This is a genomic window from Vibrio sp. N418 (genome assembly GCF_000222565.1).
Classification (GTDB): Bacteria; Pseudomonadota; Gammaproteobacteria; order Enterobacterales; family Vibrionaceae; genus Vibrio; species Vibrio scophthalmi.
On the sequence record NZ_AFWD01000072.1, the window covers coordinates 72,311 to 79,644 of the forward strand.

Here is a 7,334-nt window from a genome sequence, read left to right on the forward strand (position 1 = left end):
ACTACATTTGTATAGTCAATTTATTAATGAATCTACTATGTCTCAACGCCCGCTATATCAACAAATTAAATCCTACATTGTCGAGCAAATTGACTCCGGTCACTGGGCAATTGGCGATCGTATTACAACGGAACTTGAGCTCACTGAGCAATTTAACGTCAGTCGGATGACCGTCAACAAAGCCATTCGTGATTTAGTCAACGAAGGTCGCTTAGAGCGTACCCCTCGTTTGGGCACTTTCGTCTGTCAACCCGCTGAAAAATCCGAATCCCCTTTGGCGGACATTCGTAACATCGCCGATGAAATCATCGCTCGAGGCAAGCACTACAGCAATAAGATATTGCAGCAAAAACAACTTGTGGCCGATGAAGCGACAGCCACCAAACTGGGCATGAAACTAGGCGCGAACGTCTATTACAGCGAGATCCTCCACCTTGCGGATAATCAGCCAATCCAACTCGAAAAGCGTTGGGTTAACCCACTGTGCGCCCCTGAATACTTGCAACAAGACTTCAAGCAATTCACTCCGACGGAGTATCTTTTTAAATCATGCCCATTAAGCTCTATCGAACACAGTGTTGAAGCGATTATTGCTAACTCAAAAATATTAGAACAGCTAAAAATGGCACACCATGAACCCTGCTTATTGCTCCATCGCCGTACTTGGAGTGGGCAACAACTCGTTAGCAGCGCTCTGTTATATCACCCCGCATTTCGCTACAAATTAAGCTCAACAATTAACTTGATTTAGTCGCTTCCTGCTTGTATTTGATCACAATTTAACCAAGCACAACTTGATCAATAACCCGTTCAAAACCATTATTTGTATATACATTACAATCTATGGTTTGTTATGGATAAGCAAAAGAATAGGCAACCGCGAAACAGGGCTATCACATCGGCATCAAAAACCACCGAATTTGATGTCGCATTCCTCAATGCGCGCATCGTTTCTATGCAGCCCGGCAAAGACGGTTACGCCATAAATTCTAACGCTTATTTGTATCTACGCGACGGTAAAATCGCCGCACTCACCTCTCAGCCTCTCTCAGCAAACGTAACACAATACATTGATTGCCAAAACAGACTGCTCACTCCCGGCTTTATCGATTGTCACACCCATTTGATTTACGCTGGTAATCGCGCGGATGAATTTGAAATGCGCTTGCAAGGCATGGCGTATCAAAAAATCGCCGAGCAAGGTGGCGGCATCCTCTCCACCGTTGCCGCCACTCGCCAAGCCAGCGAGCAACAATTAGTTGATTTGGCATTACCCCGTTTAGATGGCTTGATTAGTCGCGGCGTGACCACAGTTGAGGTGAAATCCGGCTATGGATTAACACTCAACGATGAACTAAAGATGTTACGTGCGGCGAAACAATTACAAGACCATCGTGCAATTCGAATCTCCACCACGTTATTAGCCGCCCACACCGTACCAATCGAGTTTAAGCATCAACCGGAACGATACGTCGATCTGATTTGTGAGGAAATGATCCCCACGGTCGCCGAATTAGGGCTCGCCACCAGCGTCGATGTATTCTGCGAATCGATAGGCTTCAATTTAGCGCAAACGGAACGTATTTTTTTGGCGGCATCCCAGTATCAATTGGGCATCAAAGGCCATACTGAGCAACTGTCCAATCTTGGAGGAAGTGCCTTAACCGCCAAGTTCAATGGCTTGTCAGTCGATCATTTGGAATATCTCGATGAAACCGGCGTGCAAGCGCTAGCTCAAGCAGGGACAGTCGCCACGCTATTACCCGGCGCGTTCTACTTCCTCAGTGAGAATCAAAAACCACCCGTGGCGCTACTGCGTCAATATAACATTCCGATTGCTCTGGCCACCGATTTAAACCCCGGCACCTCACCTTTCGCAGATTTAACTATGATGATGAATATGGGTTGTACTCTTTTTGGTTTAACACCAGAAGAAGCGCTACGTGGTGTCACACAGCACGCCGCACAAGCGCTTGGTGTTAGTCAGACTCGCGGACAGATCCAAGTTGGGTTTGACGCCGATCTTGCTATTTGGGATGTCGAGCATCCTGCCGAGTTCAGTTATTTGCAAGGCGTACCACGTTTGTACGCACGATTAGTCAAGGGAGCGATAAGCTATGCCTAATCCACCCAGCACTCAGCAAGAATTCCATTGGCAAGGCCGAATGGATGAAGAAGATGGCGCTGATGGCCTTCGCATTCATCAAATTATTGAACCGATGCAGGTCAAAGACCTTCCTGCCACCAGCAAGGCGGTTAGCATACTAGGATTTGCCTGTGATGCAGGTGTAGCGCGTAATAAAGGCCGTATTGGCGCGCGAAAAGCTCCTGATTTGATCCGCCGAGCACTGGGCAATATGGCCTGGCACCAACCCACAAAACTGATCGATTTAGGCAATGTTGTCTGTGACGATGACTTACTTGAAAAAGCCCAATCTGACTGTGCAGATATTATTGCCAAAGCCCTGAGCACAACGCCAGTGATCACCTTAGGTGGCGGGCACGAAGTCGCTTGGGCATCATTTCAAGGATTAGCCAGATACTATGAAAAAAACACGCCAAATCAAATCCCCAGAATTGGCATCATCAATTTTGATGCACATTTCGATTTACGCACTTTTGAGCACACCAGCGCCGCGATAAAACCCAGTTCTGGCACCCCTTTTCAGCAAATCGCCAACTATTGTCAGCAAAAACAGTGGCCGTTTCATTATGCCTGTTTAGGGGTGAGTCGGGCCTGCAATACCAAAGCGTTGTTTCAACGCGCTGATGCGCTCAATGTATGGTATGTCGAAGACAAAGATCTCTCGCATCTCAATCATGTTTACCATCTAACGCAACTGCAGCACTTTATCGATAATTGCGATGCTATCTATCTCACCATCGATTTGGACGTCTTCCCTGCGGCGATTGCACCCGGCGTCAGCGCCCCCGCCGCACGAGGCATCAGTCTAGACACACTTAATCTATTTCTCGATCGCATCTTACATTACAAAGATAAGTTGGTGATTGCAGATATCGCTGAATATAACCCGACCTATGATATCGACAGCCAAACAGCCCGATTAGCCGCAAGGTTATGCTGGGACATTGCCAACGCTTTCTCTGAAAAATAGATCACCACAAGGAGTTTGTTATGCTGGAACGTAACGATACGCGTCTTGATGCTCAACGAACCATTCACGCGCCGCATGGCACACAACTCCGTGCTCGTTCATGGATGACTGAAGCCCCGTTGAGAATGCTGATGAATAATCTCGATCCTGATGTGGCTGAACACCCCCACGCTTTGGTGGTGTATGGTGGCATTGGTCGCGCGGCTCGTAACTGGGCTTGCTATGACAAAATCGTTGAAGTGTTAGAGAGACTCGAAGAAGACCAAACCCTGCTGGTGCAATCAGGCAAACCTGTTGGCGTATTCCCCACCCATAAAGATGCCCCTCGCGTTCTGATCGCCAACTCAAATCTGGTACCGCATTGGGCCAATTGGCAGCATTTCAATCAACTCGATAAGCAAGGTTTAATGATGTACGGCCAGATGACGGCGGGAAGTTGGATCTACATCGGTTCACAGGGCATCGTACAAGGCACTTATGAAACCTTCGTCGCCATTGCAAAACAACATTTTGCCGGAACGAGTGAAGGCCGTTGGATTCTCACTGGCGGTTTAGGCGGCATGGGCGGTGCGCAACCCCTTGCCGCAACCATGGCAGGATTTTCGATGTTGGCGGTTGAATGTGACGAATCTCGTATCGACTATCGTCTGCGCACTGGCTACGTTGATAGGAAAGCCACCACGCTCGATGAAGCACTAAGGATCATTGATCAGGCTACGGCGCCAATTTCAGTCGGCTTAGTCGGCAATGCCGCAGATGTTTACGCTCGATTGGTTGAGCGCAATATCACGCCAGATGTGGTGACAGACCAAACCTCAGCGCACGATCCACTTAACGGCTATTTACCGCAAGGTTGGAGCATGGAATACGCAGCTAAAATGCGTTTGCAAGATGAGGAAAAAGTGGTGAGCGCTGCTAAAGCGTCGATGGCAGAACAAGTCAAAGCGATGCTGACACTGCAGTCTCGCGGTGCAGCAACGCTTGATTATGGCAACAACATCCGCCAAATGGCTCTCGAACAAGGAGTCGCAAATGCGTTTGATTTCCCCGGTTTTGTCCCTGCTTATATTCGACCACTCTTTTGCCAAGGTATCGGACCTTTCCGTTGGGCAGCGCTCTCCGGTGACCCTGAGGATATTTATAAGACTGACCAAAAAGTAAAACAGCTGATTCCTGACGATCCTCATTTGCATAACTGGCTCGATATGGCGCGTGAACGGATTCAATTCCAAGGACTACCCGCTCGTATATGTTGGGTTGGCCTTAAAGATCGCGAGCGTTTAGGCCAAGCTTTTAACGCCATGGTAAAAAGCGGTGAACTAAAAGCGCCAATTGTGATTGGTCGAGATCATTTGGATTCGGGCTCCGTCGCCAGCCCCAATCGAGAAACAGAATCAATGCTTGACGGTTCTGATGCGGTATCCGATTGGCCACTGTTAAATGCACTACTCAATACCGCTAGCGGGGCAACTTGGGTTTCTCTGCATCATGGTGGTGGTGTGGGTATGGGCTTCTCGCAACACTCTGGAATGGTGATTTGTTGTGATGGCAGTGACGATGCAGCTCGCCGCATTGCTCGTGTGCTCCACAATGATCCCGCAACGGGCGTCATGCGCCATGCTGACGCTGGGTATGATATCGCCAAACAATGCGCCGCCGAGCAACAGTTGGACTTACCCATGATGAATCATTCCTCACACGAGCTAGGAGAATAGTGATGTTAAACTTGGTTCTTAATCCTGGTCATTTAAGCTTATCCCAACTACGCCAAATCAGCCGTAGCCCCGTCAATTTAAGCCTTGATAGCGCCAGCTTTACCGATATTGAACAAAGCACCCAAGTCGTAGAACAAGTTATTGCGCAAGGACGCACCGTGTATGGGATCAATACCGGATTTGGCCTGCTAGCAAATACGCGAATCGAACCACAAGATCTGGAAATTCTGCAAAAAAGCATTGTCTTGTCTCACGCCGCCGGTATTGGACAATTGATGGCCGATGAAACCGTACGTTTGATGATGGTGCTTAAAATAAACAGTCTCGCACGGGGCTATTCCGGTATTCGCTTATCGGTGATTCAAGCTCTAATCGAATTAGTTAACACTCAAGTTTACCCTTGCGTGCCGCAAAAAGGCTCAGTCGGCGCGTCGGGGGACCTTGCTCCACTCGCCCATATGAGCACCATATTATTGGGCGAAGGACAAGCTCGTCACAATGGCAAAATTATCTCGGGCGCTGAAGCGCTCAATATTGCGGGTTTACAACCGATTACACTCGCCCCCAAAGAAGGTTTGGCGTTATTGAATGGCACCCAAGCATCGACAGCCTTCGCGTTAGAGGGACTATTCGCTGCAGAAGATCTGTTTGCCTCAGCAACCGTCTGCGGTGCAATGTCGGTTGAGGCCGCGCTTGGTAGCCGAAAACCGTTTGATCCTCGCATTCATCGTGTTCGTGGCCATCGCACCCAAATGGATGCCGCCGCCGCTTATCGATACTTACTCGATAACCACAGTGATATCGGTACATCGCACAACCAATGTGAAAAGGTTCAAGATCCCTACTCTTTACGCTGCCAACCCCAAGTGATGGGTGCGTGCCTGCAACAAATTCGCCATGCCGCTGAGACTCTACAAGTGGAAGCCAATTCAGTTTCAGATAACCCACTGGTTTTTGCCGATGATGGTGACATTATTTCAGGCGGTAATTTTCATGCAGAACCTGTCGCGATGGCGGCGGACAACCTTGCGCTGGCGATTGCCGAAATCGGCAGCTTGTCAGAAAGACGCATGGCTCTACTTATTGACAGTGCATTAAGTAAGTTACCACCGTTTTTGGTCGATAATGGCGGGGTTAATTCTGGCTTTATGATTGCCCAAGTCACTGCCGCGGCATTAGCCAGTGAAAATAAAGCTCTAGCTCACCCCGCCTCGATTGATAGCTTACCAACTTCGGCTAACCAAGAAGATCACGTATCGATGGCCACATTCGCCGGCCGACGTTTGCGTGATATGGCCGAAAACACCCGCGGCATTTTAGCCGTGGAATATCTTGCGGCCGCACAAGGGCTAGACTTTAGAGCCCCGCTGAAATCCTCTCCAAGAATCGAAGAAGCCAAGCGCCGCCTACGCGAACAAGTCGCCTTTTATGATAAAGACCGCTATTTTGCAACGGACATTGAACGCGCTAATCGCTTATTAAAACAAGCCATTCATCATGATTTAATCCCCAATGGCACGCTGCCTAGCCATTGATTACTAGGGCTTGTGCGAGCACAAGCCTCATTACACCTATTAAACATAACTCATTGATCAAACTGGTTGATTGGCATTATATCGCCAAATAGCTGACTGGATTGACCAGTCAAAGAGATTACTCATATATAATCCCTCCCAGTTTTGGTTACTAAGCGTAAGATATGTCTCTAACACCGTACTTTTCTTCACAAGATCATCAATTTCAATTCACTCGTTTACAAGCAAGTCATTTTGCTAAAAAAGTAGCGGGCGACTTCAACCCACTGCACGATGAAGACAACAAGCGCTTCTGTGTACCGGGTGACTTATTGTTTGCTGTTTTATTAAGCAAAGAAGGTGTAAGCCAAAAAATGCGTTTCGATTTTGCCGGCATGGTGAATGATGGCGTAGCGCTGCATGTCGAACATAAATGCAGCAAAGAAGCGGCTGTAATTGATGCCAACGGTAAAGAATACTTACGTATGTCGCGTGAAGGCGAAGTCAACCACGATGCAACGTTCATTGAACATGTCGTTAGAAATTACGTGCAGTTTTCGGGCATGAACTTTCCGCATATCATGGTCCCATTGATGGAAGAGAAGCAGATGATGATCAACTGCCAACGTCCTTTGGTTATCTATGAAAGCATGGAAGTAGAATTCACTCGCCTCGATATTTCAGCACCTGAAGTCATCTTCTCTGGTGCCACCTTCGATGTACAAGGTAAACGTGGTGTCGTCACGCTTAACTTCGACTTCAAACAAGACGATGAAGTGGTCGGTAAAGGCGTTAAGCGCATGGTTGCCAGCGGTCTAAAGCCCTACACCCAAGAAGACATTGATGATTTAGTTAATCGTTTTAACGAACGTAAAGATCGTTTTCTAGCAGAATTCTCTCAAGCCGCTTAATTCGCAATTCCCAAGCCCTCGCCTAATCGCGAGGGCTTTTTCGTTGCCGCTCCGTTTCTCTTCTCTTCTCTTCTCTTT

6 protein-coding genes are annotated in these 7,334 nt (G+C 48.1%); all 6 read left to right on the forward strand.

What is annotated here, in order from left to right; genetic code table 11:
* The first annotated feature begins 37 nt into the window (after positions 1–37).
* The 6 genes from hutC to RH86_RS16300 all read left to right on the forward strand — a co-directional run bounded on the left by hutC (position 38) and on the right by RH86_RS16300 (position 7,256).
* Complete coding sequence (gene hutC / locus RH86_RS16275) at positions 38–751, forward strand: histidine utilization repressor (RefSeq protein WP_009387326.1); 714 nt, start codon at positions 38–40, stop codon at positions 749–751.
* Between the two features lie 102 nt (positions 752–853).
* Positions 854–2,125 (forward strand): imidazolonepropionase, encoded by a 1,272-nt coding sequence (hutI, locus tag RH86_RS16280; protein WP_009387327.1) that lies wholly within the window; start codon positions 854–856, stop codon positions 2,123–2,125.
* Positions 2,118–3,116, forward strand: a complete 999-nt coding sequence (gene hutG, locus RH86_RS16285) for a formimidoylglutamase (protein WP_009387328.1) — start codon at positions 2,118–2,120, stop codon at positions 3,114–3,116. Before hutI ends, hutG begins: the two co-directional genes overlap by 8 nt.
* 20 nt (positions 3,117–3,136) lie before the next feature.
* The gene (gene hutU / locus RH86_RS16290; protein ID WP_009387329.1) at positions 3,137–4,831 is read left to right on the forward strand and encodes a urocanate hydratase; all 1,695 of its coding nucleotides are present in this window, start codon (positions 3,137–3,139) and stop codon (positions 4,829–4,831) included.
* A gap of 2 nt (positions 4,832–4,833) precedes the next feature.
* Positions 4,834–6,366, forward strand: coding sequence for a histidine ammonia-lyase (gene hutH, locus RH86_RS16295; protein WP_009387330.1), 1,533 nt, complete (start codon positions 4,834–4,836; stop codon positions 6,364–6,366).
* 164 nt (positions 6,367–6,530) lie between these two features.
* Positions 6,531–7,256, forward strand: coding sequence for a DUF3581 domain-containing protein (locus tag RH86_RS16300; protein WP_005597585.1), 726 nt, complete (start codon positions 6,531–6,533; stop codon positions 7,254–7,256).
* Positions 7,257–7,334: the final 78 nt, after the last annotated feature.